Raw genomic sequence first — 24,680 nt, 5'->3', positions numbered from 1 at the left:
GTCTTGCCTGCGCCTAGGAGCCCGTCCGCCGCCGTCATCGCGCGCTTGTATTTGAACGCGAACGAGTCATCGGCGGTCGCACCTCGTCCCCTTTGTTTGCCACATTTCGCATAATATATTAAGATTAGAAAGGTGTGAGAAAATCCGCAAGACTAAAGGAGGTAACAATGAAACACCAAGGAAACGCCTTACCACCTTATTTACATTGGGACAACGGGGAGCTCTGGCTCACCGAAGATGACCGCGACAATTTAAAAATCAGCTACCGCATCAAAGAGGTGATCTTTGCCGAGCCGTCCGAGTACCAGCATGTCATGATTTTGGATTCGTATGATTTCGGCCGCATGCTTGTTCTTGACGGCGTCGTGCAAACGACCTCGATCGATGGTCATATTTATAACGAAATGATCACACACGTGCCGCTGCAATTCCACCCGGACGCCAAACGGGCGCTCATCATCGGCGGCGGCGACTGTGGAGCGGCCCGTGAAGCGGCCAAGTACGCCCGCTTGGAGACCATCGACATGGTGGAAATCGACGAAAAGGTCGTCCGGGCGTGCAAAGAACATTTGCCGGCCGTCTCCGGCAACTTATCCGACCCGCGGGTGCAGTTTATTTACGGCGACGGTGTGGCGTTTGTACAAGGAAAAGAAGGAGTATACGACGTTGTGATGATCGACTCCTCCGATCCGGTCGGCCCGGCTGAAGCGCTGTTTTCGCCGGAGTTTTACACCAATGTGCACCGTGCATTAAAAGAGGACGGGCTTATGGTGTGCCAAAGCCAATCTCCGATTTTCCATTTGGATATTTTAACACGCACCTACCGCAACATTCGTGAACTGTTCCCGCACGTGCTCGTGTACACGGCGGTCGTGCCGACGTACCCGGGCGGGCTGTGGAGCTTTACGATCGGCTCGAAACGGCCGCTTGATCTCCCGGCGCAAACGGCGATTCCAAACGACACGAAATACGTTAATGATGCCGTCTTTCGCCAATGTTTTGCCTTGCCGGAATTTTTGCGTTCGGCGCTTGCGGCGAAGTAATCCGATCAGAAAGCTGTCCTCATGTGTGAAGGACAGCTTTTTTGTTTCTTGCCGCGTCTTCGGCGATGCGTTCCTTTCTTTCTTGTCTTGATAAAGAGCCCCTTTTATTGTTTGTTATCAGACAGCGCCCGTTTGGCCAGCCATGCGAGCGTCAAGTCATCGGCAGGCGGATTGTGCAGCCCGGCGCGGACATCGCGGTAATAACGCCCGAGCGGACTGTCAGCGAACAAGCTTTGCCCGCCAACGATGCGCATAGCTCCATCGACGACCTCAAGCGCGGTATTCGTGGCGACTAGCTTAACGGCGGCGAGCTCCTCTTTCATCTCGGTCCGTTTTTCCGGATAGCGATCCCATAGGTCCGCGACCGCATAGAGAAAATGATGCGCATGGATGAGCTGCCATTCCATGTCGGCGATTTTCCGCTGCACTTCAGGCGTTGTAGCAATTGGACGGGATAATGTATTCGGCCGGTACGTTTGCGCAAAGCGGAGCGCTTCATTGCGTGCGGCAATGGCGATGCCTAATGACATCTGAACAAGCCCTCCGTTCATAAAATCCATTTATGCTCCGTGATATTCTTGACCACGGCATAAAAAATAACCGCCTTCGCTTTCAGACGGCCAGGATAAGGAACAAAAACAACGTTCAAACGAGGAAAAAATGTCGGATATACCGATCATCGCCGCGATGGACAAACTCATTTTTCGCCGCGTCATATTCGTATTCCTCCTGCCAACGCTGGCCATGACGAGCGATTTGCCGCACGGCGTGAATGATCGTATACACTTCCTCATTGGTCATCGTCGGATGGAGCGATAGGCGCACCCAGCCAGGTTTGGCCAAGATGTTTCCGCCTTTGACCTCCTGAAGCAAGGCGGCTGACTGTTCTTGGTCAATGCCAAGCAAATAATGGCCGTACGGCCCGGCGCATGAGCAGCCGCCGCGCGCCTGAATGCCAAAGCGGTCGTTGAGAAGCTTGACGACGAGATTGTAGTGAAGTCCTTCGATCACAAACGAAACAATGCCAAGCCTGTCGCTTCGGTGTCCTTCGAGCACATGAACGCCAGGGATGTCCTGCAGCGCTGGTAGAAGAAGGGAAACGAGCTCTTTTTCCCGAGCGCGCATCTTCGCCACATTCATTTGTTCTTTCAGCTGAATGGCGAGCGCCGCTTTGATCGTTTGCCAAAACGGCGGCGTTCCTCCGTCCTCTCGCTCTTCAATCGCTTCCACATACTCGTAATGCCCCCATGGATCAGTCCAATATACCGTTCCACCGCCTGGATGGTCCGGCGCACGCTGGCTGTACAACCGGCTATCAAAGACAAGCACGCCGGCGCTTCCCGGCCCGCCCAAAAACTTATGCGGTGAAAAATAAATAGCATCAAGCGTTTCGAGCGGGTCGTCTGGATGCATCTGGATCGGGACGTATGGAGCAGAAGCGGCAAAATCGACGAAACAAAGCCCGCCATATTCATGCATAAGTCTCGCTAATTGATGGTATGGCGTTTCTAGGCCCGTTACGTTCGAGCAAGCGGTGAAGGCGCCGATTTTTTGCGGTCGATGGCGGTACCGTTCAAGCAGCTCACGCAAATGGTCGAGATCGACGTCTCCCCGATCCGTCGGCCGAACGGTTACCACTTCGGCCACCGTTTCCACCCACGGCAACAAATTGGAATGATGCTCCATGTGAGTGACAAAAACGACGGGCCGTTCGTCATCGGCAAGCGTCAAGCGCGGTTTCCATCGTTCCGGTACACGCCAGCCTAGCAGGCGTTGCAGTTTGTTGACGGCGCTCGTCATGCCGGCTCCTTGCATGAGCAGTACGTCCCCTTTTCCCGCACCGACATGCTGTTTAATGATTTCTTTCGCGTATTGATAGGCAAGCGTCGTTTTTGTTCCTGTGACATTCGATTCCGTATGCGTGTTGCCGACAAACGGGCCGAATTCGCGGATCAGTTTCTCTTCAATCGGCTGGTACAGTCGCCCGCTTGCCGTCCAATCGGCATAAATGAGCCGCTGTTCGCCAAACGGGGTGGAAAATGGCTGAAAGCGGCCGATCGTTCCGTCACGAAACGGACGAAAATAGGCTTCGAGCTGGCCGCCGCACGTATAGGTTGCGCTGCCGATCGTCGCACGAATCCCCATGATCATCCCCCCTTTTTCCAACCTACTCATCAGTATATGGCTCTTTGCACGTTTGGTCCGGAAGATGAGGGATGGGCAAAAAAATCCGCCTTGCTGGCGGATTTTCGATTATGATCGGCCGCAGCGAACCGGCGGATCCGTTTCCTCGGCGGACGCAAGATACTCACCGAGCCGCGCCCTCAGATCGCTCGGAAGCGGTTCGCTCGTCTGCTTCTGAAAGTTGAAGTAGACAACAGCAGCTTCTCCAACAGCGATGAGCCTTCCTGTTTCTTCTTCTACGATGCGATGAATGCATTGAAAACTTTTGTGGCCGATGCGGGAAATATTCGTTTCGATGCGAAGCCGCCGACCAAAAAATCCTTGGTTGACAAAATCGCATTTGGCGGACGCCAAAATGAAATGCCAATCGTCTGTTCTTCCTCCGTAGCTAAGCTCATCGAACAAGCGGGTCCGCGCTTCCTCCAAATAAATAAAATAGCTGATGTTGCTTAAATGTCCGAGCGCATCCGTTTCGCAAAAACGCGGGTTGACGGTGATCGTATGAGTTTTCATGGTTTTCCTCTCCCTTTCTCTACCAACTAGTCAGTATGTTGTTTTTATCATAGCTTGATTTCCGTTTGGATGCAACTTGTTTATTTTTCGAATTGATTATTTAGCACACTGTTTTAGAAGTATGGTTATCGTGAGTACGGCTTTGCTATGTCATTTCTCAACGAGAAAAACCTTGTTGCATCGATCCTGCTTTTCACTCATTGTTCCATGGATCCAAGGAATCAACGGAGTTTCACCCGCCTTTTAGGAGGCGGTGATTTCGTACAAAATCGTGCTATTCCATCTGTTTCTTAGTTAAAAAAGTTGCACGAAATGAACCTTCTTTTTTTGCTGGGGTGTAGCTGATTTGCTCGTGGCAGCCGTGTTTCACCACCCTTTTGGATGATGAATCAAAGCGATACCGCATGGCCGGGCGGGCAAACCGCCCGGCTAACCGATCCAAAGCGGCAAAAGGGCGTACCCGAGCAAGGACAGGCCGGCGCAGATGAGGGAAATGCGCAGTTTGTACTTGGCGTAGCTCAGCAAATCCATATCCATCATCGCCGCTGTCGTGATCGTCGTATCGCCAAGCGGCGACGCAAACGCGCCGAACGTTCCGCTGGCAAACACCGCGCCAATGGTGACATCGAGCGGCGCCCCGGTCGCATGGGCCAGCGCCACGCCGAGCGGCATCAACATCCCCCACGTCCCCCATGAGGAACCGATAAAATACGACAAAAAAGAGCCCGCTAAGAAGACTGAGGCCGGCACAAACGGACCGGGCAGCCAAGTCGCGAAGGTAGACGATACGTAAGCGGCAAACCCCAGCTCGCCGGCCACCCCCGAGACCGCCCATACAAGCACGAGCATGCCAATCGGCGCCATCAGCTCGTTGCCACCGGCAAAAAAATGATAAATCAGTTCAGGGAGTGACTGCCCTCGCCATACATAAAACAGGATGGAAACAAAAAGGGTCACAAACAGCGCCAAAAGCATCGCCCATGTCGCGTCGGCTTGGGAAAAAGCCGCCAGCCAGCTGTCCGCTCCTCGGCGCCAGCCGTCATAAGCAAAAAAGGCAAACGTAAGCACGATCAAGAGCGCCAATGGAACAAACAGATGCAACGGTTCACCGGCAATGAGCGACAGCTCTTTGCGCAGCCCAAGGCCGTGCAGCTCATTTATGGTTCCTTCTCCTTTTTTGCCGGGCGGCCGACCGATCCGGATGTTGAGCACCGTCGTCAACAGGCCGATGGCTAGGGCAATGATGGCAAACAAGTTGTAAGGAAGGCTGCGTAAAAACAGATCGTACGCAGATTGGCGAATTCCGTTTTGCACGAGCGCTCCGTCGACAACGGAAGTCATAAAACCGACAAACGCGGTAGCGGCCGGCAGCAACACGATGATCGGTTCGGTCGAGACATCGATCATATACGCCATGCGGCGGCGGTCAACGCGAAATTGGCGGAGCACCGCCTTCATCACCGACCCTAGCAACATAATGCGAAACATCGGCATAAAAAACGTTACCGGCACGGTCAGCCATACGAAAAAAAGCAGCCCTCGCTTTGTGCGAATGCGCCCGGAAAGCCGTTCGACAAGTCCTTTGATCCCGCCGGTAATTTGTATCATGCCGATCAGAGAGCCAAACAAATACAAAAAGAGCGCGACTTTTACATGTTCATCATCGACAAGGGCGTGCACAATAGCGGAAACCGCGCGCTCTATGGCCCCGATTACCGACCCTTCAAGGCAAAACGCCCCGACGAGCAAACCAACCACCAAGCCGGGCAGCAGTTCTTTCAGCCAGACAGCGAGTGGAATGATAAGAAGAAACGGCAACAGCGACCACCATGTCCCTTCCATGTCGGTGTCCCCCCTTTCCGATGCCGTTGTTAACAAGGATAGCCATAACGTGATTTATTTATGATTATCAATGATTATTTAGAACATAGTTTTATTTTAGTATTAAGCGGTTGAGGAAATGAAAAAGAAAAAAGCCGCGTCATAAGACGCAGCGTGGCAGCATGCGGCCGCCATCCTAGGTTAGGGAACGCACGGCCGGGCGCTGTCATTTCCGGCGCGCGAAATCGACAAACCGGAACTTGTCGAGCCGATGCCGCGATTCCGTATATTGAAACAAGGTGGCGTCGCTTAAATAGACATAGTTTTTGACGACGACGACGCGATCGTCGCCGTTGAGATCCAAATAGCGGCGGTCTTCCTCCGTCGCCGCATCGACCGACATTTCTTTTTTCGCGAAGCTGATCGGTAAATGCAGCGTTGTTTCCAAGTATTCATAAATCGAGTCTTCACAAATCTCCTCCGTCAACAGCGGCACGTGCTTTTTTAAGAAAAAGTCCTTATCCAATATGATCCGCTCCCCGCCGATTTCGCGGACGCGCACGACTTTCCACACTTCGTCTTTGCTTGAGGCGCGCAGCTGCTGTTTGAGTTCGCCATCCGGCTTGATGACAGCCAGTTCATGGACGATCGTTCGCACCGGCTGCTTCATCGTCTGCGCCAGTTCTTTAAAGCTGACCAATCCGGATACGGGAAAGTCATATTTGCCGACATCGAGCACGATCGAGCCTTTCCCTTTCATCTTTTGGATATAGCCGTGCTCGGACAACAACTGGAGCGCTTTGCGAATCGTCTCACGCGACGTCTCGAAGCGCGCAGCGAGCTCGTGTTCTGACGGCAGCTTGTCGTACGCCTTCCATTCCCCGCGGCGGATGCGGGAAATGAGGTCATGGTAAATGGTTAAATATTTGTTTTCATGCATAAGAATCACCGCTTGTATTGTATCACGGCCGGCGCAAAAGATAAACAACCGATTCATATGGGCGCAGCCGCATGCGGCGGAAATCGGTCGGTGCGTCCGAATAGTTCGCGAGCAACAATTCCGCCGTACAGTCATTCGCGCCTGCCTCCTCCGGCAGCACAAACGTCGTTTCAACAGGATAAAAATTGTTGACAACAAGCAGCTTTTCCCGATCGCCATGACGCATATAGGCGAAAAGATGCGGATCATCCGCAAGCAGCAGCTCATAGCGGCCGGTCGTAATGATGTCATACTGTTTGCGCAGCTCAATCAGCCGTTTATAGTGGTAAAAAATTGAGTCACGATCGGCAAGCGCTTGTTTCACGTTAATGCGCCGGTAGTTGTCGGCGACGCGAATCCACGGCGTGCCGGATGTAAACCCGGCGTGCGGGCTGTCGTCCCATTGCATCGGCGTACGTGAATTGTCGCGCGATTTTCGCTGCAAAATGTCGATCACTTCTTGCTCGCTTTTGCCTTGCGCTCGCAAAATTCGGTACATGTTGAGCGACTCTACGTCGCGATAGTCACGAATATCCGTGAATTTCGGATCGGTCATGCCGATTTCTTCGCCTTGGTAAATGTATGGCGTTCCTTGCATGAGATGAATCGTCGTCGCCAGCATTTTCGCTGATTCTTTCCAATACGTCCTGTCATCGCCATAGCGCGACACGATGCGCGGTTGGTCATGGTTGCACCAAAAGAGCGCATTCCATCCCCCGCCTTCGTGCATCCGGACTTGCCATTCGGACAAAATGCGTTTTAACGCGAGAAAATCGAACGGAGCGACCGTCCACTTTTCCCCGTTCGGGTAATCGACTTTCAAGTGATGGAAATTAAACGTCATATTGAGCTCATGGTTTTCCGGGTTCGTGTAACGAATGCAATGATTGATCGTCGTTGACGACATTTCCCCGACGGTCATGATGTCGTATTTGGAAAACACCTCGCGATTCATTTCCTGCAAAAATTCATGAATGCGCGGCCCGTCCGTATAAAAGCGGCGCCCGTCCCCCGGCGGCACCGAACCGTCGTCATCCGGGAAGCGCTGATCTTTGGACAGCAAGTTGATGACATCCAACCGAAAGCCATCGACCCCTTTTTTCAGCCAAAAATGCATCATGTCATAAAGGCGGCGGCGCAGCTCTTCGTTTTCCCAGTTCAAATCGGCTTGCGTCACATCGAACAAATGCAAGTAATATTGGCCGGTTTGTTCGTCGTATTCCCACGCCGAGCCGCCAAATTTCGACTGCCAGTTGGTTGGCGGTCCGCCGTCCGGTTTCGGGTCGCGCCAAATGTAAAACGAACGGTATGGGTTCGTTTTTGAAGCGCGCGCCTGCTGAAACCATTCATGGTCGGTCGACGTATGGTTGACGACCATGTCCATTACCAACTTCATGCCGCGCGCGTGCACTTCGTGGAGCAGACGATCAAAATCGTCCATCGTTCCGTATGCGGGATGAATGCGGAAATAATCGCTGATATCATAACCGTTGTCGCGCTGCGGCGACGCGTAGATCGGCGTCAGCCAAATGACATCGATGCCCAGTTCTTTCAAGTAATCGAGCTTTTCGATCACGCCCGGCAAATCGCCGATGCCGTCTCCATTCGTGTCGCGGAAGCTCTTCGGATAAATTTGATAAACGACCGCCTTTTTCCACCACGGTGTTGTTGACACGTCTCTTCACCTCGTTCGTTGACTTCAACAATGAATGAAAAGCATACCATTGGCGTTAGCGGCCAATGGTATGCCAGCGAATGCATCCTTTGCCTCGATGAAGGCGAGCGGTTAGCGTGCGATTTTGCGCACTTTGCCGAAAACAAACGTCAGCACAAACGGAACCGCAATCGCGATCGCCATGCCGATAAAGAACGGCGTCCACTTTTGCGGCACGATCGACAAGAAGCCCGGCAGGCCGCCAACGCCGATCGATGGAGCGATGACTTGATTGAGCGTGATGAACATGCCGGCGATCGCCGCTCCGGTCATCGCCGCGATAAACGGGAAGCGAAAGCGCAAATTGACCCCGAACATTGCCGGCTCCGTGATGCCAAGATAGGCCGAGACCGCTGACGTGAACGACAAGCCGCGCAGCTTTTCCTCTTTCGCCACAAACATCATCGCCAACGCCGCCGAGCCTTGGGCGATGTTTGACATGACCAAAATCGGCCAAAGGAACGTGCCGCCCGTATTGGCGATCAGCTGCAAGTCAACCGGCAAGAACGTATGGTGCATCCCGGTGACGACGAGCGGCGCATACAGCGCTCCATACAACAATCCTCCAAGCGCCGGAACCGTGTCAAAAATCGTGACAAACAAGTGGGTAATGGCGTTGCCGATCGCAAACGTGATGGGTCCGATGGCGATGAACGCCAAAAAGCCGGTAATGAGCAACGCAAGCGGCGCGACAAGCAACAGCTGAAACGCATCCGGAATGCGCTTGCGCAAAAACAGCTCCAGCTTTGCCAGCACGTAGGAAGCGACCAACACTGGCAGCACTTGCCCTTGGTAGCCGACCTTTTGCACTTCAAAGCCGAACAAGTTCCAAACTGGAATCTCTCCTTTTTCTTTCGCCGCTCCCCAGCCCCAAGCATTGAGCAAATCGGGGTGGACGAGCATCAAACCAAGGACAATCCCCAAGAGCGGGCTGCCGCCAAATTTCGTCACCGCTGACCAGCCGATCAACCCAGGCAGGAAGACAAACGCCGTATTGGCGATCAAGTTGATCATGTTCGCCAAATCGGCCCATTCTTTGTGCACCTCGACAAACGATTTCCCTTCGTAAAAAATGCCTGGGCCTGTCAACACGTTGTTAATCCCCATCAACAAACCGGCGGTGACGATCGCTGGCAAAATCGGGATGAAAATGTCCGCGAGCGTCTTAATGGCTCGCTGCAGCGGATTGAGCTTCGCTTCCGCCGCGTCTTTGATTTCCTGCTTCGTTGCCCGACCGATGCCAGTCAGTTCAACCAAATCGTCATACACTTTATCGACAAGCCCTTGGCCGATGACGACTTGAAACTGGCCGTTGGCCGAAAACGCCCCTTTGACGACATCGATGCGCTCGAGCGCTTCTTTATCGACGTTTCCTTCCTCTTTGAGCGCAAACCGAAGCCTTGTTACACAATGCGTAGCGGCGACGATGTTGTCCTTGCCGCCGACGGCTTCGACAATTTGCGCGGCTGCTTGTTGGTATGCCCCCATGATGAATGCCTCCTTTTTTCTTTCTCGTCTTCCGATTGCGCGAAAACATGAGCGGCAAAGCGGCCGCCAGACGCCCATCGATGGTTGCGGTATTTTGCGCGAAATCACCGGCCTCCTAGCGGAAAACAAGCGAGTTTACCGCTTCCCTGCCTTCTAAATCGCTTTCAGCAATCGGTTTCAAAAAACTTGTATATACATCATGAACATAGTTTATCTTGTATATACAAGTTTGTCAACACGTTTCGATATGAATGTTTCTTTTTCGACAACCGATGGGGGTTCTTTTCCCATTTCCACTTCTTTTGTTATCTTTTGTCAAACAGCAGGAAAATCTACAGCCAAACGGGAAAAAACATAGTGAATCACTACCGAAGCGAGAAAGGATGAAGACAACGCCATGAAAACGTATACCTTGCGCGAAGCAGCCAAAAAAATTGGAGTCACCGCCCGCGATTTAAAACAGTGGGAAAAACAGTTCGCCGGATCGATCACCATCCCGCGCGCCCCGGGAGGAGCGCGTCTGTATAATGACGAGCTGATCGAACGGTTTCGCCATATCCGCGCGTGGCTGGAAGACGGCCGCCGACCGGCCGAAGTAGCGGACATGATTAACCAGCTGGACGCCCAACAAGCCGAACCGGCTGGCGAACGAACCGCTCCGACGGACACAACGGTGATGGAAGGGGAAATCATTGATCCCCCGCGCCTGTTGCATCAAGGGATGCCATACATAGCTGAACAGCTGGCGGCCCGGCTCAAAGACGATCTCGTCCGCGCTTTGAAACAGGAAACGAATCGCACCATTGAGCAAGCGATGGGCGAGGTGAAAGATCGGCTGGACTCACTCGCCGATCAAACGGCCGCGGCCGCCGAAACCGTGCGCTGCTCGCTCCGTGATTATGAAGACGCGTGGCAGCAAAAAACCGAACAGCTCCATGAACATTTGGAAACCGTTGTCGCGATCTGCCGTGAAGAGAAAGCGAGACAAGAGGAGGAGCGCAAACGGTTGGAGCAGCGCATTTTGGAGCGGGAGAAAGCGTTCCGCGAACTCGTTTTGTCCTTCCGCCAAACAGCGGCCAGCAGCGCCGCCACCCGTGCCCACAAATGGTGGAAATTTTGGTGAAAGAACGGTTTCGCTCCGGTGACGCACAAGAGTTTCCGCCAACAAAAACGACAAACGGAGCGGCGGGCCATAAAGGATGGCCAAAGCAGCACGATGCACAAGAAACGTTCATTGACGATAGGAGAGATGAAAAAGCGGGGCTGGCCGAAAAGGTTGTCTGCCTTCAAGATCGGCACAACCGATCATGCGGGAGAAGCAGTCAGCATGTATATAGAACAACAAAAGAGGGATCCCGATCCTTTTGGGATACCCTCTTTTTACTATATAAGTTGCAATAAACAATTTCCGATTGTTCATTTCGGTTCATCTAAATACAAGCTGATATGATATAACGTGGCTAGTGATGAGCTGGATGTAAAACAAAATTTCAACTTATCTAGGAGGCTGGTGAAAAACCGCTGTCACACCCCAATCATCCCATTTTCATGAAAAGAAGGCTGTTTCTACGAGGTTTCTCTAATTGAGAAATGGGTGGAAGCAGTAGTATTTTGCACGAAATCACCGGCCTCCTAGCATTCCGCCATCATCGCCGCCGGCTCTCCGCCACATGCCGTTTGATGGCTTCGATCAAGCCTTCTTCTTCCTGTTTGGTGACATCGAGGCGGATGCCGTAATAGTGAATGCGGGCAAACGGCTTTTCCCAAACGAGCTGACCGCGGACGCGCAACGCAGCCCCGCCCAAAACAAGCGACACGTCCACCCAAGAGCCTCCGCCGGAAAACGGAAGGGGGCGATCTGCTTCCACCTTCAAGCCGTGCGGACTGATGTCATGCACCAAGACTTCATATCGGCCATCAGCCGCCGTCAATTCTGCCGGCAGCGGCTGGCCAAACTGGTAGCGGAACGGTTCTTGCCGTCTAAACCTCATTTTTATCCCCCTTCGCTGATCCTTGCCGGCGGTTCTTTCCACACATCGACGACCGCCCCGGCCTCATCGATGTCAATGACAAATGAGCCGGTGCCATAGCGGTCGGACAAGCGAAGCGAAGCGACCTCCACCATCTCGACGACCCCTTTTTCCGTCCGCAGCCCGATTCGCTCCTCGTCGCGAGCGACAACGGCGCCAACGACACGATGCGGATTGGATTTCACTTCACGAATCACGCTGATCCCACGCTTGGCGCGCGATGACGGCTCAAACTCAGCAAGCGCCATCTTTTTGACCGCCCCACGCTGCGTGACGACAACAAAGCACCCGCTGCCATCAGGAGGAAACGGGCAGGCGGCGGCGACAACATCCCCGTCTTTCAACTGAATGCCTTTCACTCCCGCAGCCCGCACACCGACGAAGCTGATCTCCTCTTCCGGAAACAAAAGCGCATACCCCCCGTGCGTCGCCAGCCAAAGACGGCCGCGCCCATCCGTCCGATAGACGGCGACGACCTCGTCCTCCTCTTTTACGTTGACCGCGACAAGTGGGCGATGGTAGCGCTGCACTTGATATTGAGCAAGCTCAGTCCGTTTCACCAATCCTTGCTTGGTCACGAACACGAGCTGATCAGCCGTTTCAAATGAAGATACCGGCACCGCCGCCACCAGCTCGTCATCGCGCTCAAGCGGAATGAGATGGGAAATATGCTGGCCGACGTCTTTCCAACGAATGTCCGGAAGCGTGTGCACCGGGCAATATAAGTAGTAACCGCGGCGGGTGAAAAGCAAGAGCACATCGGTCGTATTCATCTCCAGTTGGCCAAGCAGCCGATCCGTTTCCTTCATGCCGATATCCTGGCCGTTGGAGGCGCTGTAGGAACGATAACTCGTCCGCTTCACATATCCTTCTTTCGTCACCGTGACGATCACGTCTTCGGCCGGAATGAGCGCTTCGACGTTCACCTTCAGCTCCTCGATTTCCTCTTCAATGACCGTTCGCCGCTCATCGGCGTATCGCTTTTTCATCGCCTTCAGCTCTTTTTTGATGACGCTAAGCAGCTTCTTTTCATCGGCGAGAATCGCTGTAAGTTCCGCAATCGCTCGCTCCAGTTCTTCCGCTTCTTGACGAAGCGCCGTAATGTCGGTGTTCGTCAACCGGTACAGCTGGAGCGTCACGATCGCTTCGGCTTGCGCTTCAGTGAATCCGTAATGAGCCATCAGCCGGTCTTTGGCATCGCGCTTGTCGCTTGCAGCGCGAATCGTTGCGATCACCTCATCCAAAATGGAAAGCGCCCGAATCAAACCGTCAACGATGTGCTTGCGCTCGTTCGCCTTTTTCAGCTCAAAATGGGAGCGGTTTGTGACGACCTCTTTCCGGTGCGCGATGTAGGCATCCAATAGTTCGGGCAAGCTCATCAGCTTCGGCCGCCGCTCGTGGATCGCCACCATGTTAAAATTGTATGGCACCTGCAAGTCGGTGTTTTTGTACAAATAGTTGAGAATCGCTTCGGCATCGGCGTCTTTTTTCAATTCGATGACGATCGACAGCCCGTTCCGATCCGTCTCATCGCGGACGTCGGCGATGCCGTCCAGCTTTTTGTCGAGGCGGAGCTCGTCGATTTTTTTCACCAAATAGGCTTTGTTGACCTCATACGGGAGCTCGGTGATGACGATCTGTTGTTTTCCCCCTCTCGCCTGTTCGATGGCGGCTTTCGCGCGGATGATGATTTTTCCGCGCCCGGTCTCATATGCTTTGCGAATCCCGTCTTTCCCTTGGATGATGCCGCCGGTCGGAAAATCGGGGCCGGGAAGCACGGTCATCAGCTCATCCACCGTGCAATCGGGACGGTCGATCCGCATTAGAACAGCGTCAATCACCTCGCCGAGCGCATGCGGCGGAATGTCGGTCGCGTAGCCCGCCGAAATCCCGGTCGAGCCATTGACGAGCAAGTTGGGAAACATCGCCGGCAGGACGGTCGGCTCCTTTACGGTATCATCAAAGTTCGGAACGAACGGGACCGTCTCCTTGTCGATATCGCAAAGCAGCTCGGCGGCCATCGCTGACAGGCGCGCTTCCGTGTAGCGCATCGCCGCCGGCGGGTCGCCGTCGATGCTGCCGTTGTTGCCGTGCATTTCAATAAGCACGTTGCGCAGCTTCCACTCTTGGCTCATCCGCACCATCGCTTCATACACCGATGAATCGCCGTGCGGATGAAAGTTGCCGATCACGTTTCCGACCGTTTTCGCCGCCTTGCGAAACGGCTTGTCCGCCGTGTTGCCATCGATGTACATCGCATACAAAATGCGGCGCTGCACCGGTTTCAGCCCATCGCGCACATCGGGCAGCGCCCGGTCTTGGATAATGTATTTGCTGTAGCGTCCGAAACGGTCGCCCAGCACATCTTCTAACGGCAATTCCAACAATCGTTCTGCCATCATCATTCTCCTTTCCGAACGAACCTCAGCGTCAAAAAGGCGGCTTTACGCCGCCATCAGCCGATCCAGCCCGGCTCTTCCTCAAGCCCGAAGGCGACGTGCGTTTCGATCCATTTGCGGCGCGGCTCCACTTTGTCGCCCATGAGCGTCGTCACCCGCCGTTCGGCGCGGGCGGCGTCTTCAATGCGGACGCGGATCAACGTGCGCGTCTCGGGATTCATCGTCGTTTCCCACAATTGATCGGCGTTCATTTCGCCAAGCCCTTTGTAGCGCTGAATCGTGTAGCCGCGGCCCATTTTTTTCGTGATCTCGCGCAGCTGCTCATCGGTCCAGGCGTACTCGACCGTTTCTTTTTTGCCGCTTTTCTTGCTGATTTTGTAAAGCGGCGGCAAGGCGATGTACACTTTCCCCGCTTCAATGAGCGGACGCATGTAGCGGTAAAAAAACGTGAGCAGCAGCACTTGGATATGAGCGCCGTCCGTGTCGGCATCGGTCATAATGATCACTTTGTCGTAGTTGACGTCTTCTAGCGAAAAATCGGCCCCAACGCCGCCGCCAATGGCGTGGATGATCGTATTGATTTCCTCGTTTTTCAAAATGTCGCCCAATTTCGCTTTTTCTGTGTTGATGACTTTCCCGCGCAGCGGAAGCACTGCCTGAAAGCGGCGGTCGCGCCCTTGCTTCGCCGAGCCGCCCGCCGAATCCCCTTCGACTAAGTACAGCTCATTTTTCAGCGGATTGCGCCCTTGCGCCGGTGTCAGCTTGCCGCTTAACACCGCCTCTTTCCCTTTCCGCTTTTTGCCGCTTCTCGCTTCCTCGCGCGCTTTGCGGGCCGCCTCGCGCGCCTGATACGCCCGGATCGCTTTTTTCACGAGCATCGCGCTGATGTCCGGGTTTTCTTGCAGGAAGTATGTCAGCTGCTCGGAGACGACCGCATCGACGGCGGAACGCGCTTCGCTCGTCCCGAGCTTGCCTTTCGTTTGCCCCTCAAACTGCAGCAACTGCTCGGGAATGCGCACGGAAACAATCGCTGACAATCCTTCACGAATATCGGTTCCTTCCAAATTTTTATCTTTTTCCTTAAGCAAACCGACACGGCGGGCGTATTCATTAAAGACGCGGGTCATCGCTGTTTTCGCCCCCGCCTCGTGCGTGCCGCCGTCTTTCGTGCGCACGTTGTTGACAAACGACAGCACTTGTTCCGAATAGCCATCATGAAACTGGAACGCAAACTCCACCTCGATGCCGTTTTGTTCGCCGGCAAAATAGACGACAGGATGGAGCACATCTTTTTCCTCATTCAAGTACGCAACAAACGCTTCAATCCCGTTTTCGTAATGAAACACTTCGCGCATGCCGGTTCGTTCGTCGACGAGCTCGATTTTCAGCCCTTTTAACAAAAACGCTGATTCGCGCAGCCGTTCGCTCAACGTTTCGTAATCAAACACCGTCGTGCTGAAAATCGTTGGGTCCGGCTTGAACTGGATGATCGTCCCGGTTTTGTTTGTTGTCCCGATTTTTTCAAGCGTCGTCACCGGCTTGCCGCCGTTTTCAAACCGCTGCTGGTAGATGAAACCATCGCGGTGGATCGTAACGACCAGCCATTCGGACAAGGCGTTGACGACCGACGCCCCAACTCCGTGCAAACCGCCGCTCGTCTTATACCCCCCTTGGCCGAACTTGCCGCCGGCGTGAAGCACCGTCAAAATCACTTCCGGCGTCGGCTTGCCAAGCTTGTGCATTCCGACGGGCATGCCGCGCCCTTCGTCCAAAACCGTGATGCTGTTGTCTTTATGTATTTGCACGAAAATGTAGTTTCCGTATCCGGCCAGCGCTTCATCGACCGAATTGTCAACAATTTCATACACTAGATGATGCAAGCCGCGGCTGTCCGTGCTGCCGATGTACATCCCCGGCCGCTTCCTGACCGCCTCAAGTCCTTCCAACACTTGAATGGCCTCTTCGTTATATTCATACACCGATTGTTTTGCCACAACGCCACCCCTTCCTACCCAAAACAAGAACATCTGTTTCTGTTTTATTGTACCATAAAATGCCCGGCTGTCCATCGTCTTTTGACGCGGTCCGACAAAATCAGACAAACGCACGAAAAAAACGAAAGGACCATCTTGAACAAGATGGCCGTTTCATCGATCAAGCACGTCTGGTGAGCGCGTGTTCCACTTTAATGCAACGGTCCATAATGACCGTGTAGCCTTTTTCTTTCAAAAACCGATACGCCTCTTCGTTGACGACGCCAAGCTGCGCCCAAAACACGTCCGCGTCGATTTGCACAAACTCGCGAGCCAGCTCGGGCAAATGCTCAGAGCGGCGGAACACATCGACAATGTCGACATGGCCGTCAATATCGGTCAATCGATCGACCGCCGGAATGCCTTCCCACTCGTCGATCATCGGGTTGACCGGAATGATTTCGTAGCCAGCGTCTTTCATCGCTTTCGCCACCATATACGACTCGCGCTCCGGATTGTTGGACAAACCGACCACGGCGATCCGTTTCGCCTTGCGCAAAATCGCGCCGATTTCCTCCCGGCTCGGGTTGACAATGGACATCCGGGTTCTCTCCTTCCTTGATTCTCCTTCTTGCTGTACTAGTTTCGCGATGGGTAACGAAAAATCCTTCTAACTTCTAATCAATGAAGCGAAAAATCGCCGTTGGGTGCTCCCTCCCAGTGGCATGCAGAGCCATGAACACTGCCAGTGCCGCCCAAACATCGACAGAAAAGCCGGCTCCACGATGTCTTCCGCTTTCGTTTTCCAAAGCCGCTTGACATTCCACACGCCAAAAAGCGGGGGATTGTTGGTGCGTTCGCACCCTCATCCATTTCCGGTTCGGACAACGCCCCCGTCCCATCGGGTTCGATCGTTGCGCTCGCTTTCATCCTACATCGAAAGAAGCGGGGGTTCCCGCTCTCTTATGAACGTCCTTTTCACGTGTAGGAGCGCCGGCCTTCTCGGCGCAAAAGGAAGAACGCAGCCGGCAACAAACGCTAAAATCTCCCCGACCGAAAAATGGAATAAAGCAGCCAACCAAATAGAAAAGCGGCCGCCCCCAATCCGATTTCAACAGCAGGAATGTTCCATAGCAGCGTCGACGGCCGCCCGAGCGAGGAAGCGATCATCAGCCCGGCAAGGACGATGCTCAGCGAAAGAAGAACGATGCTGAACGACAGCCGGTTCGCCATCTGATCGAGCTTTCGCAGCAGCGTTTCCAAATCAGGCGCCGTGATCTCCAGCCGCAGCTTGCCGTGCCGCATCATTTTCGTCCATCCCTTTACGCTGTCCGGCAAGCGAAGCAGCCATTTGCCGTAGTCGAAAATCCGTTTCCATGCCGTTTCCACTACGCGATCAGGTCGAAGCCGCTCTTTCAGCAACTTTCTCCCAAACGGTTCGGCCACATCGATGATGCGAAACTGCGGATCGAGCATCTCCACAACCCCTTCGACCGTCAACAGCGCTTTCCCTAACAGCGTCAAGTCGCTTGGAATGCAAATGCCGTGGCGAAACGCCACGGTAAGCAAATCCTCAACGGCTTCCCCGAGACTGATGTCACTAAGCGGCACGCGATAATATTTTTCCCGCAGCTCATCGATATCATCGCGCAATGTTCCTTCATCCACCTCATCCGGAACAAGCCCCAGCCCATAAATCGCGTTCAACACCCCATCTGTGTTTTGCCGCATCAAGGCGATGACAAGCGTGGAAAGGTGATGCTTGACATTGGGGCGGAGGCGCCCCATTAAGCCGAAATCAATAAAAGCTAGCACGCCGCCGGGAAGCACAAACACATTCCCGGGATGGGGATCGCCATGAAAAAACCCATGTTCGAACATTTGCTTCAGCATGGAAGCAGCCAAGCGCTCGGCCAGCGCTTGTAACGAATAGCCGCTCTCTTTCAGCCGCTCGATTTCCCCGAGCTTCACGCCGTCGATGTATTCCATCGTCAATACCCTTTTCGTTGTATATTCCCAAAAAACGCCCGGGACATACAGCGACGGATCATCGGCAAATAGATGGGCAAACGTTTCGGCATGGCGCGCCTCAACTGTATAATCGAGCTCCTGCCGCAGCGATTTCGTTAACTCATCGACGATCTCAGACAGCCGGTAAGATGCCGCCCACTCGAGACGCCGTTCCGCCAACACGGCCAAATCTTGTAAAATGTCCAAGTCCGTCTCCATCTGCGCGGCAATCCGTGGGCGCTGCACTTTCACCACAACGGCTTGTCCGGAAGGGAGAACGGCCCGATGCACTTGCCCGAGCGAAGCGGCAGCGAGCGGCATTTCCGCAAATGACCGAAAAAGCTTCTCCAGCGAATCGCCCAACTCGGTTTCCACAATTCGGCGCACCTCCGAAAACGGAAACGGCGGAACTTGGTCTTGCAGCTTTTCGAGCTCTCGAATGATCGGACTTGGAAGCAAATCCGGGCGCGTACTGGCGATTTGTCCGAGCTTAATAAACGTCGGGCCGAGCTCCTCAAGCACAAGACGGAGCCGCTCCGCGACCGTTTTTCCCTCCTTTTTTCCTTGCTCCGCTCTCCATCGCGGCGGCAGCGAAAGAAACGAAGAAAAGCCGAGTTCATCGACGATCATCCCGAATCCGTGCCGAAGCAAGGCGACGGCGATCTCGTGATACCTTCCGATATGGCGCATTCGTTTTCCGATCATCCGAACATCTCTCCTAAGGCGGCAAAAAACGAGCGGGCAGGCCGCATCGGTTTACTGCCCGCTTTGTTCCTTTTCTTCAAGGCGGCGGATCCGCTCCTCGAGCTGCCGCACGTCTTCTTTTGTCGCCAAGTCCAGTTTATCGATGACCTGCTTGATTTGCTCGCGCACAAGCCGCTGCACTTCCGTTTTCCGCGCCTCCGTCTGCTGTTTCCATTGATCGATCACTTCCTTCGATTCGTCAAGCGACAACTCCCCTTTTTTGACCAGCTCATCAATGATCTTTTCCGCTTGTTCTTTGCTAGCGATCGCAAGCCCAAGCCCGAACGCCAAACCTTTTTTCAAAATGCTCATGCCGTTTTCCTCCTTTCCTCTTTCCTTTATAGTACCATTATTTGGCGGGTCATGTCGAGCGAGCGACTAAAGCGGGGAGGTTTTCCCTATTTCTCCCGCCAACAGACGGTCAAATCGCTTACAGAAAACAGCCGCAGAGAGATATTCCTCTCCCTCAAGCCATGAACCCCCCGCTGCCGCGCATGACTCACCGCAACCGTTCATGAGCAAGCCTAGCTCTCCTAGCATGAACATGACGATGCAAGGCGGCGCATTTTCACAGAAAGATTCATGGGCAACGCTTTCCCGTCCAACCAGGCATGAAAATCTCTACTCACGGACGCGGGATTTTCACGAAAAAAGACGGCAAGGATCGCCCTTGCCGTCTTTCATATCGGATGGGCCTAAGTGGACTTGAACCACCGACCTCACGCTTATCAGGCGTGCGCTCTGACCAGCTGAGCTATAGGCCCGTTTATGGGGAATAAAAATGGAGGGGGACGGATTCGAACCGCCGAACCCAAAGGGAGCGGATTTACAGTCCGCCGCGTTTAGCCACTTCGCTACCCCTCCATAATGACGATGCCGACTGCAGGACTTGAACCCGCAACCTACTGATTACGATTCAGTTGCTCTACCAATTGAGCTAAGTCGGCACAATATAGATCAAGAAGCTGACTCGTTGTTAAGCTTGTGCCTCTTCCTCTACTCGCTTATTCAAGGAAGACGAATGCGTCGAGGCAACTCGCAGTTAATTCGATGAAGCCGATGCTCGTCTCTACCAATTGAGCGAAGTCGGCACAATATGCGACTTTATATGGCGGAGGAGGAGGGATTCGAACCCCCGCGGGCTGTGACACCCCTATCGGTTTTCGAAACCGACCCCTTCAGCCAGACTTGGGTACTCCTCCGTAACTGTTTGGAGCGATGCGGTCGAGAGGACTTGAACCTCCACGGGGTCGCCCCCACTAGGCCCTCAACCTAGCGCGTCTGCCATTCCGCCACGACCGCATGGAAATGGAGCGTAGGGGATTTGAACCCCTGACCTCTTCGCTGCCAGCGAAGCGTTCTCCCCCTGAACTAACGCCCCATGATGGTGGAGTATACTGGGATCGAACCAGTGACCCCCACGCTGTCAACGTGGTGCTCTCCCGCTGAGCTAATACTCCACAGCATTGCCTAGCAGCGACCTACTCTTGCAGGGGCGCTGGCCCCAACTACCATCGGCGCTGGAGGGCTTAACTTCCGTGTTCGGGATGGGAACGGGTGTTTCCCCTCCGCTATCACCACTAGGCAATGGCGACGATATTTATTATAAACCAATCAAAATATTTGTCAAGTTTTTTTGCTCTTTTTTCTTTCATGCTTTGAGCATCGGAACGACAATATGAAATTTACTATAAAAAACCGAAAGAGTCAACACCATTTTTCCTCTTTTCGATATGCGCCGTCTCGTTTTGGAAAGTTCTTGTCATCACCTTCGTTGTGCGCGTATAATAAAAGAAACGGAAACGTACAATAAAGCAGGGCACTGGCGGCCACCAATGCCCTGCATGCACAGCCGCTGCAAGAAGCGCAGTGGCCCAAGCTTCGGGCATCGTAACCTACCCTCGCCTCGGCCTAGCAGGGTGGGTTACTTTTTGTCTTTTGCGACGGCGATCACCGCAACGACGAGCGACGCAAACGCAATCATAAGCGTCAGCGCATCGGCAATCGTCACCATCAGCACCACCCCCTTTCATTCAGGGAGTGGCCACTGCCCACCCTGCATCTGGCTATGCATGTTTCATTATACCATCAAATCCGGAAAATACGAATATACATTCGTATCTTCAATGCAAATTAGGAATGTTTCCCTACCTGAACCTCCTGTCTTACCTCGCTGGCCTCTTCTCCGCCTTCTTTCTAGTTCTGATCACCGTTTGAAAACTCCGCTGTTTTCATCAGGCGCTCGAAAAGGTCGGTGAAAACCAACTGTTTCCCTTGATCGATGAGCGAACGTGTGGAAAGCAGAACGGATGCTGCAAGGGTTTTCTATTTAAGAAATAGTCCGCACCCTCGCCTTCCCGTCGCGTTGTCGCGTTCTAAACTTTCTGCAAGGGTTTTCTATTTGAGAAATAGTGCCATGAAGCGGCGTTCTCCCTTCAATCACCCACTCTCGAAAAATGATTTGTATAAAATCCGCGTTTTTCCGAATAATGACCATAGACAAATCTCGCTGTTCCAAGGAGGAAAACAAGTGGAGCAGGCAAGGCAGACTCGCGTGCATCGATGGTTATTGCTGATTGTCGCCGCCGTGTTTGTCTGGTCGGCCATTCGCCCGGCTAGCTATGCAGTCTGGGCGCTTGAAGTCGCCCCAGCGCTGATTGGGCTTGCGATGGTGATCGCTCTATACCGGCGTTTTCCGCTGACAACGATGTCATATGTCATCATCGCCATGCTGGCGATCCTCATGTTGATCGGCGGCCATTACATTTACTCCAAAGTTCCCTTTTTCAACTGGATCAAAGAGGCGTTCCATTTCGAACGCAACCATTACGATCGGTTTGGTCATTTCCTCAAGGGGACGTTCGCCATCGTCCTAAGGGAGATCGTGCTGCGGAAAACCCTGCTGCCGCGCGGCGCTTGGCTTTTCACGATCGTCACAAGCATGTCGCTCGCCATCGCTGCCCTGTATGAAATCATCGAATGGCTCGTGTCCATGATCTCCAAAGGGGGAAAGGCATCAAAAGACTTTTTGGGCACGCAAGGCGACATTTGGGACACGCAATGGGATATGCTATGTACATTGAGCGGGACGCTGGTGGCTCTATGGTTGCTCGCAAAGTGGCACGACCGGCAGCTTGTGCGGTTGGATCAGTCCCACAGCTAGAAGGCTGGTGATTTCGTGCAAAATACTGCTGATTCCATCTGTTTCTCAATTGGATAAACCTAGAATAATCAGCTTTCTTTTCTGAATGAAAATGCCGCCGAATCGTGTGTGACAGCGGTTTTTTTACCGGCCTTCTAGGCTCATCATCTAGCGGCTTCCTCTGCCAATGAGGAAGCCGCTGTTTTTTATTGCACTTTATACAAATAAATCGTCCATGCCGATTCATCGGAGGTGAATACGCGCTCAAGCCCCAGCCCGTTCTCAGCGGCGTTGTCGATCGGAACGGCGGAAAAAATATAGCGGCCGCCCATGTTTTTTAACTGTTCCGTATTCAGCTGCAAATTCTTCAGCCGCTGTTTCGCATGTTTCGTGAACATGTACCGTTTTCCAAGTTCCGCCGTAAAGACGTAGCAGCGCCCGCCCCATTCGTCAAAATACGTGCGGATCGTTTTGCTTTTCGCCAGTTCACGTTCAATGATTTGGCGGAACTCGTATTTGTAGGACAATGGGTAAAAGTTGTTGTACGTATCAAGCGTGTAAAACCCGTTGTATTGGGCGATGGCCGGATGAAGGCCGATGCTGACGACGCGGTACTCGGATACGGGAAGCCCGATGTATTGTTTGATTTGTTGAAACTGTTCTTCCGCATAAAATTGTTTCACCGTCGGTTCATAACGGGAGACGAGTTCCTCGTTAAGCAAAAACACGAGGATGATTTGCGCTGCCAGCAACCGTTTCGCCCACGTTTTCCCCTTTTCGCTCGATTGCCAGATGATTTTCAACGCCAGCGCAAACTGCACATATATGATGAGCGGACGCAAAAAATGGAAGCGGGCGAAGTTAAACGTATCTAAAAAATGAAACCGCTCGGTCAGCGGCAGCCACCCTTTATAAAACCAAAAGGCGTACCAAGCCGACAGCGCGAAATTCAGCCCAAACAAGAAAAGAAACACTCGTTCCTCTTTCCATCGTTGGTTAGCGAAAACGAGGAACAATGCGATGAACCAGGCCGGTAAAATAAACAACGTATGCTCGGTCATGACATGATGATGGCCGAGAAGAAAGTTTTTCCACGTTAAACGGACACAATGCCAAAACGTCAGGCGCGCGTGAAAGTACTCATCCCGGCTTGTCGGCTCGTCTTCCCATAAAAACGAGTACACAAGCCGGTACTCAACTAGCAAATAAAGCAGCGTCATATACGCGATGGAAAGGAAAAAACGGATGTTCCATCCCTTTCCGCGCAGCACATCCAAAAGCCAAAGCACGCCCATGGCGACAAGAAAGAAAAAGAAACCGAGCACAAAACTCGAATAGAACGGAAGAAGCGTCAGCACGGCGACATTTTTCCACGACCGCTCTCCCTTCCGGATGTTCAAAAACGCCCAAAGCGCAAGCGGCATGCCTAACGTGCTTAACATCCCTGACGGCCAAAACAGCGTCAGCGCAAAGGCGAGCGCCACACCGATGCGAACAGCCATCCACCGCCGCTCAGGCAGGAAATGTGTTTTCAACAACAAATACATGCCCAAAAACGCCACCACTCTTGTGATCGTCTGGCTGAGCGCATAGGCGGTCATCGTGGGAAACAGAGCGTGCAGCCAGACGATGCCGGTCAACTCCGAGCCAAGGGCGTTTCTCGACAATTCGCCGTTAGCGATTTGCGGAATGTTCGCATCAAGCGGCCCGGTGATTTGCCCGCTTTCGGCGAGCACTTTATACCAGGCGATGTTGGAATCCAAATTATCGTGGACGCGAATGTGCGCATTCTCGCCAAGGATAAACAGCGGGGACACATAAAGGGCGATGACGCCAAGCGCGAAAAGGATCCATCGCCGTTCGCTTTGTGCGGCCATCAGCATCACGCTCCTATCTCTACAATTTCCGTGAAAATGCCGAACTGGCGCGAGATTTTCATTCCTAGGTGGAGGGCAAAACGTTGCCCATGGATCTTTTCTGTGAAGTGGTTTACCCGTATTGTAGCAAGTTTCGCTACGACCACAACATTTTTTAATGTTGCAAATGTTGAGCGAACCCTTGATACAACTACTTCGATGATTCCGACTGGGCTCGAACCAGCGACCTCCACCCTGTCAAGGTGTGGGAGTAGGTGAAATCGGGAATTAGTTCATTTCAAAATGGTCGATTTTACAGAGTCAGTCAAGACTTTGTGGAGAACATTTTTTCGGTCTACTATGGGCGTTGTCAATCACCGGTTGGTAGACCATTTTTAGGAATTGATATCGTAAGCGCTTTCGGACTCTCATCCCTCATCTAGAGATGGGTTTTTCTATCCATTTTTTTACATCCATCCACCGTCCCGAAGCGCCGACAATGCTTGGTAGATCGGCGTCCCCGATGACCGCTGAAGACACGGGATGTTCTGGCGCATCACCTCCGCCAACAACCGCCCTGCCTTCCGTTTGGCCTGTTTGATCCGCTCCAGCTTCGTCGGGGTCGAGGCTGCCCTCTGGGGCTCTTCCTCCTCCAACTGCCCCGTTCTCCACCCTATTCCGTCGATTTGGGCCACCATCGCCTTCAGAAACGCCCAAAGTCCTTGGTCCTTCCAGCTGCGGCGGGATTTCACCCGGTACGCGAACCGGCTCATCACACTCTCGG

18 protein-coding genes, 7 tRNA genes, 1 rRNA gene and 1 pseudogene are annotated in these 24,680 nt (G+C 53.3%); 3 read left to right on the top strand and 24 right to left on the bottom strand.

All coding sequences use genetic code 11. The features are described 5' to 3' along the window. Positions 1-167: 167 nt before the first annotated feature. A complete protein-coding gene (gene speE / locus B4113_RS04395; RefSeq protein ID WP_061912266.1) occupies positions 168-1,043 on the top strand; it encodes a polyamine aminopropyltransferase in 876 nt (291 codons plus the stop codon). A gap of 104 nt (positions 1,044-1,147) precedes the next feature. Here the strand turns inward: speE and B4113_RS04390 are convergent. The 7 genes and pseudogenes from B4113_RS04390 to treP all read right to left on the bottom strand — a co-directional run. Next, positions 1,148-1,567: pseudogene (locus tag B4113_RS04390) on the bottom strand (acyl-CoA dehydrogenase family protein); the annotation flags it as partial. Between the two features lie 121 nt (positions 1,568-1,688). Continuing rightward, positions 1,689-3,188 (bottom strand): aminotransferase class V-fold PLP-dependent enzyme, encoded by a 1,500-nt coding sequence (locus tag B4113_RS04385; RefSeq protein ID WP_061912265.1) that lies wholly within the window; start codon positions 3,186-3,188, stop codon positions 1,689-1,691. A gap of 108 nt (positions 3,189-3,296) precedes the next feature. After that, positions 3,297-3,740: a thioesterase family protein gene (locus B4113_RS04380; protein WP_033019786.1), complete on the bottom strand. Its 444-nt coding sequence runs from the start codon at positions 3,738-3,740 to the stop codon at positions 3,297-3,299. Between the two features lie 429 nt (positions 3,741-4,169). Continuing rightward, positions 4,170-5,582: a Na+/H+ antiporter NhaC family protein gene (locus B4113_RS04375; protein WP_061912264.1), complete on the bottom strand. Its 1,413-nt coding sequence runs from the start codon at positions 5,580-5,582 to the stop codon at positions 4,170-4,172. A gap of 205 nt (positions 5,583-5,787) precedes the next feature. Continuing rightward, a complete protein-coding gene (gene treR / locus B4113_RS04370; RefSeq protein ID WP_061912263.1) occupies positions 5,788-6,501 on the bottom strand; it encodes a trehalose operon repressor in 714 nt (237 codons plus the stop codon). 22 nt (positions 6,502-6,523) lie between these two features. After that, positions 6,524-8,215: an alpha,alpha-phosphotrehalase gene (gene treC / locus B4113_RS04365; protein ID WP_061912262.1), complete on the bottom strand. Its 1,692-nt coding sequence runs from the start codon at positions 8,213-8,215 to the stop codon at positions 6,524-6,526. A 111-nt stretch (positions 8,216-8,326) separates the two neighbouring features. Beyond that, positions 8,327-9,742 (bottom strand): PTS system trehalose-specific EIIBC component, encoded by a 1,416-nt coding sequence (gene treP, locus B4113_RS04360; protein ID WP_061912261.1) that lies wholly within the window; start codon positions 9,740-9,742, stop codon positions 8,327-8,329. 397 nt (positions 9,743-10,139) lie between these two features. Here treP and B4113_RS04355 point away from each other — a divergent pair, with 397 nt between their 5' ends. Beyond that, positions 10,140-10,865, top strand: a complete 726-nt coding sequence (locus B4113_RS04355; RefSeq protein WP_061912260.1) for a MerR family transcriptional regulator — start codon at positions 10,140-10,142, stop codon at positions 10,863-10,865. Positions 10,866-11,388: 523 nt separating this feature from the next. Here B4113_RS04355 and B4113_RS04345 read toward each other — a convergent pair. The 15 genes from B4113_RS04345 to B4113_RS20320 form a co-directional block, all read right to left on the bottom strand. Beyond that, entirely contained in the window at positions 11,389-11,733 is a 345-nt protein-coding gene (locus B4113_RS04345; RefSeq protein ID WP_061912258.1) for a PilZ domain-containing protein, read from the bottom strand. A 2-nt stretch (positions 11,734-11,735) separates the two neighbouring features. After that, positions 11,736-14,171 carry a DNA topoisomerase IV subunit A gene (parC, locus tag B4113_RS04340; protein ID WP_061912257.1) on the bottom strand — a complete coding sequence of 812 codons (2,436 nt, stop codon included), beginning with the start codon at positions 14,169-14,171 and terminating at the stop codon, positions 11,736-11,738. 56 nt (positions 14,172-14,227) lie between these two features. Then, positions 14,228-16,165, bottom strand: coding sequence for a DNA topoisomerase IV subunit B (parE, locus tag B4113_RS04335; RefSeq protein ID WP_061912256.1), 1,938 nt, complete (start codon positions 16,163-16,165; stop codon positions 14,228-14,230). 160 nt (positions 16,166-16,325) lie between these two features. Further along, positions 16,326-16,745 carry a CoA-binding protein gene (locus B4113_RS04330; RefSeq protein ID WP_033019880.1) on the bottom strand — a complete coding sequence of 140 codons (420 nt, stop codon included), beginning with the start codon at positions 16,743-16,745 and terminating at the stop codon, positions 16,326-16,328. A 437-nt stretch (positions 16,746-17,182) separates the two neighbouring features. Beyond that, positions 17,183-18,859, bottom strand: coding sequence for an AarF/ABC1/UbiB kinase family protein (locus B4113_RS04325; RefSeq protein WP_061912255.1), 1,677 nt, complete (start codon positions 18,857-18,859; stop codon positions 17,183-17,185). 51 nt (positions 18,860-18,910) lie between these two features. After that, the gene (locus tag B4113_RS04320; RefSeq protein WP_031409465.1) at positions 18,911-19,210 is read right to left on the bottom strand and encodes a phasin family protein; all 300 of its coding nucleotides are present in this window, start codon (positions 19,208-19,210) and stop codon (positions 18,911-18,913) included. A gap of 378 nt (positions 19,211-19,588) precedes the next feature. Next, a tRNA-Ile gene (locus B4113_RS04315) sits at positions 19,589-19,662 on the bottom strand. A gap of 18 nt (positions 19,663-19,680) precedes the next feature. After that, positions 19,681-19,762: transfer RNA gene (locus B4113_RS04310), tRNA-Tyr, on the bottom strand. A 10-nt stretch (positions 19,763-19,772) separates the two neighbouring features. Next, positions 19,773-19,845 (bottom strand) — tRNA-Thr (locus B4113_RS04305). Between the two features lie 162 nt (positions 19,846-20,007). Beyond that, a tRNA-Ser gene (locus B4113_RS04300) sits at positions 20,008-20,100 on the bottom strand. 17 nt (positions 20,101-20,117) lie between these two features. After that, a tRNA-Leu gene (locus tag B4113_RS04295) sits at positions 20,118-20,200 on the bottom strand. Between the two features lie 7 nt (positions 20,201-20,207). Continuing rightward, a tRNA-Ala gene (locus B4113_RS04290) sits at positions 20,208-20,279 on the bottom strand. Between the two features lie 4 nt (positions 20,280-20,283). After that, a tRNA-Val gene (locus tag B4113_RS04285) sits at positions 20,284-20,358 on the bottom strand. A gap of 8 nt (positions 20,359-20,366) precedes the next feature. Next, positions 20,367-20,483, bottom strand: a 5S ribosomal RNA gene (rrf, locus tag B4113_RS04280). A gap of 339 nt (positions 20,484-20,822) precedes the next feature. After that, complete coding sequence (locus B4113_RS20320; protein WP_223812045.1) at positions 20,823-20,912, bottom strand: putative holin-like toxin; 90 nt, start codon at positions 20,910-20,912, stop codon at positions 20,823-20,825. A 516-nt stretch (positions 20,913-21,428) separates the two neighbouring features. Between B4113_RS20320 and B4113_RS04275 the strand changes: the two genes are divergently transcribed. After that, complete coding sequence (locus B4113_RS04275) at positions 21,429-22,061, top strand: DUF2238 domain-containing protein (RefSeq protein WP_061912254.1); 633 nt, start codon at positions 21,429-21,431, stop codon at positions 22,059-22,061. A 185-nt stretch (positions 22,062-22,246) separates the two neighbouring features. Here the strand turns inward: B4113_RS04275 and B4113_RS04270 are convergent, their stop codons facing one another. Together B4113_RS04270 and B4113_RS04265 are read right to left on the bottom strand one after the other, a co-directional pair. Beyond that, positions 22,247-23,917 (bottom strand): DUF6044 family protein, encoded by a 1,671-nt coding sequence (locus tag B4113_RS04270; RefSeq protein WP_033843871.1) that lies wholly within the window; start codon positions 23,915-23,917, stop codon positions 22,247-22,249. A gap of 446 nt (positions 23,918-24,363) precedes the next feature. Further along, the coding region (locus B4113_RS04265; protein ID WP_201028601.1) for a UPF0236 family transposase-like protein at positions 24,364-24,680 on the bottom strand (317 nt) is incomplete at its 5' end.

This window comes from Geobacillus sp. B4113_201601, assembly GCF_001587475.1.
GTDB classification, from domain to species: domain Bacteria; phylum Bacillota; class Bacilli; order Bacillales; family Anoxybacillaceae; genus Geobacillus; species Geobacillus icigianus.
This window is presented reverse-complemented; position numbering and strand designations above follow the sequence as displayed.